1 protein-coding gene and 1 rRNA gene are annotated in these 3738 nt (G+C 51.3%); both read right to left on the reverse strand.

Annotated elements, in window-relative coordinates:
• Positions 1 to 2260: ribosomal RNA gene (locus Q7U71_10035) — 23S ribosomal RNA — on the reverse strand; the annotation flags it as partial.
• A 326-nt stretch (positions 2261 to 2586) separates the two neighbouring features.
• Positions 2587 to 3546 (reverse strand): WYL domain-containing protein, encoded by a 960-nt coding sequence (locus tag Q7U71_10040; GenBank protein MDO9392096.1) that lies wholly within the window; start codon positions 3544 to 3546, stop codon positions 2587 to 2589.
• Positions 3547 to 3738: the final 192 nt, after the last annotated feature.

Raw genomic sequence — 3738 nt, forward strand, 5'->3', positions numbered from 1 at the left:
CAAAGTCTCCCACCTATCCTACACAAGTATTATCAAAAGCCAATGCCAAGCTACAGTTAAGGTTCACGGGGTCTTTTAGTCCATCTGCGGGTAGGCGGCATCTTCACCGCCACTACAATATCGCCGAGCCCTCCTTTGAGACAGCGCTCAATTTGTTACACCATTCGTGCAGGTCGGAACTTACCCGACAAGGGACTTCGCTACCTTAGGACCGTTATAGTTACGGCCGCCGTTTACTGGGGCTTCGATTCAATGCTTCGCCTTGCGACTAACATCTCCTCTTAACCTTCCAGCACCGGGCAGGTGTCAGACCCTATACATCGCCTCATCGGCTTAGCAGAGTCATGTGTTTGTGATAAACAGTCACTTGAGCCCTTTCACTGCGCCCCAAATCCGCTTCGATATGGATATACCTGACGGAAACGGGGGCCCCTTCTCCCGAAGTTACGGGGCTAATTTGCCTAGTTCCTTAAAGGAGGTTATCTCGAGCACCTTAGAATATTCTTCTCACTCACCTGAGTCGGTTTACGGTACGGACACCAATCAAACTCCCTACGAGGATTTTCTTGGCAGCGTGATTCGATCCCTTTTACGTCCTTACGGACTCCCCATCGCTTCTCGGGGTTGAATGACCCGGCGGATTTGCCAACCGGATCCCCCTACCAGCTTAGACCCGCACAACCAATCGCGGATGGGATCTCACTCCTGCGTCCCCCCTTAGGTGATGACGCGTGATCGGTGGTTCCGGAATATTAACCGGATTTCCATCGCCTACGCCTTTCGGCCTCGGCTTAGGGCCCGACTTACCCTGGGAGGATTAGCCTTCCCCAGGAACCCTTGAGTTTTCGGTGACCAGGTTTCTCGCCTGGTTTTTCGCTACTTATTCCGGCATTCTCACTTGCATTTCGTCGACGGTGCCTTACAACACCGCTTCATCCTACAATGCAACGCTCCTCTACCAAATGACAGACGCGAACGCCTGTCAAGTCCGCAGCTTCGGCGGCCAGCTTATTAGTCCCGTAAATTGTCGGCGCAGAACCACTTGACCAGTGAGCTATTACGCACTCTTTAAATGATGGCTGCTTCTAAGCCAACATCCTGGTTGTCTATGAAATTCCACATCCTTTCTCACTTAGCTGGCACTTTGGGGCCTTAGCTGACGATCTGGGTTTTTTCCCTCTCGGCAATGAAGCTTATCCCCCACTGCCTGACTCCCGGAATTGATGTGCACGGTATTCGGAGTTTGAGTGGGGTCGGTAATCTGGTAAGATCCCTTCCCCATCCAGTGCTCTACCTCCGCCACAAACTTTCCGAGGCTATACCTAAATATATTTCGAGGAGAACCAGCTATCCCTGGGTTTGATAGGCCTTTCACTCCTACCCACAGCTCATCCGAGAACTTTTCAACGTTCATCAGTTCGGACCTCCATGACGTGTTACCGTCACTTCATCCTGGCCATGGGTAGCTCACCCAGTTTCGGGTCTGCTGCATGCAACTAAAACGCCCTATTCAGACTCGCTTTCGCTACGGCTACGCCCCAGAAGGGCTTAACCTTGCTGCATACAAGCAACTCGCCGGATCATTATGCAAAAGGCACGCCGTCACCCTGTATAAATACAAGGCTCCGACTGATCGTAAGCACATGGTTTCAGGTACTATTTCACTCCCCGCCAGGGGTACTTTTCACCTTTCCCTCACGGTACTAGTTCACTATCGGTCAGATGAGAGTATTTAGCCTTAGAGGGTGGTCCCCCCATATTCCCACAGAGTTTCTCGTGCTCCGTGGTACTTAGGTATCGTCAAAGAGAGATCGCTTCCTTTTCGCCTACCGGACTATCACCGTCTATGGTAGGACTTCCCAGACCTTTCGGCTAAGGAACGACTTTTTGACTCTCCGGCTCCGGTTGGTACACGGAACCAATAACGACCCTGATACCCCCGCCCTGCAACGCGCACCAGCTATTACGCAGGACCGAGTTTGGGCTGTTCCCCGTTCGCTCGCCGCTACTAGGGGAATCTCAGTTGATTTCTCTTCCACTGGGTACTTAGATGTTTCAGTTCGCCAGGTTAGCTCCACAGGAATACTTCCCGTTAGGTTTTCTTCCTGTGGTATTCCGACATTACTCGGAAGGGTTTCCCCATTCGGGCATCTCCGGATCTAAGGTAGTTTGCACCTCCCCGAAGCTTATCGCAGCTTACCACGCCCTTCATCGCCTTCATCTGCCAAGGCATCCACCATGTGCTCTTTGTAGCTTGACCAAAAACAATTTTAAAAACCAATAGTCATCAATCGCAGAATCCAATGACTATATATTCCAAGCTCTAAAGTGCTTATTACTTTTCTTTATTAATAAAGACCCTATTCAGTTTTCAAAGAACTAAGTATTCCATCGTGTCCATAGTTTTTGTAGAGCTTTGTATTATAATCAAAAACGCCCCAAATGTCAAGCGAAAAGTTAACGATATCTTAAAAAAGATGAAAATAGTTTGTATGTCCTTGCAATCATTGATTATGCAGAATAAACATTCTCCCGCTAAAAACGTCCTTTACCGGGCATTTTAGCACCAAATTGCCGGCAAAAAGGCTAGATCGCAGCCTGGATTATCTTTTTAAGCTCCCGGACGGCCTCCGGGGGGCTGATGATCCTGGCCTCAGGACCATATAACAGCACCCACCTGGCTATCCAGGCAAAGTTTTGGGCCATCAGGCTCAGACTGGCCGAGCCGTCCTTGTTCTTGGTGGCCTGCGCATTGCGCTCCAGTATCCACCTGGCAATGGCCGGAGAGAACCACAGCACCACCTTCTGCTCGTTCCCGGTGGGCTTGAAGATGTGGCCCTGGGCGAATTTGTTGATGTCAAACCCTTCGGGTATATGATATTTTTGCTTTAGGAGTCTGGCCTGCTTGATCCGGCTGATCTTGAAGGTCCGCTGTTCCCGGCTCTTGTGGCAGAAGGCCACCGCATACCAGGAGCCGTTGAACATCACAAAGCCATAGGGTTCGATTATCCTGGTGGAACTCTGGCCCGAGGAGCCGCTGTAATATTCTATTTCTGTTTGAACATTTTGCTGCCGGGCTTTGCGCAATGTTTCCAGGGCGCCGGGGTTGGTGGATCCCGGAACCGCCGCCATTATCTTCTCATCCAGATGGTCAACCGCCAGGCGGTCCTGGGGCAGCAGGGCCCGGTCGATCTTGTCCAATATCCCCTTCACTGTTTTGCCGTATGGCCCTGAAGACCCCGCCAAAAGCGGCAGCAGGGACATCCTTAAGGCCATGGCCTCGGTTGGAAGCAGGTGGAGCGGCGCCGCGAACTGCTCGGTGTAGGCCATCTCCAGCCGGCCCTGTTCATCCACCGCCGCCATGAAAAGATCGTTGGGCCCAAAGGGCGGCGTGCCGTAAAGACAAAGACTGTCCAGGTCTTTCAGCAGCTGGGCCTGGGAGATCCCCAGCTCGGCGGCGATGTCCTGGACCGGCTGCCCCTGGCGGCTGTTAAGGAACGGGATCAGGGTCAGCAGCCGTTCCAGCTCGCCCGATGTTTTAGCCATGCAGACTCTCCGTTGTTTTTTGTATTTCCTGAAAACTTATTACCACGGAAACACCGAATTTACGAAAAGATAAAATTGGGTGAATATGGTATAAGTAAAAAATATTCCGTGTTTCCAAGTTTCCGTGTTTCAGTGGTAGGTTCCCCGGTGATCACTGTTTATATATCTTTAGCACCTGCTTCAGCCTCAAGG

Source organism: bacterium (assembly GCA_030655055.1).
Classification (GTDB): Bacteria; Edwardsbacteria; AC1; order AC1; family EtOH8; genus UBA5202.

Coding starts and splice junctions, on each gene's coding strand:
- Q7U71_10040 (MDO9392096.1), bottom strand. CDS start 3,546: ATGGCTAAAACATCGGGCGAGCTGGAACGGCTGCTGACCCTGATCCCG.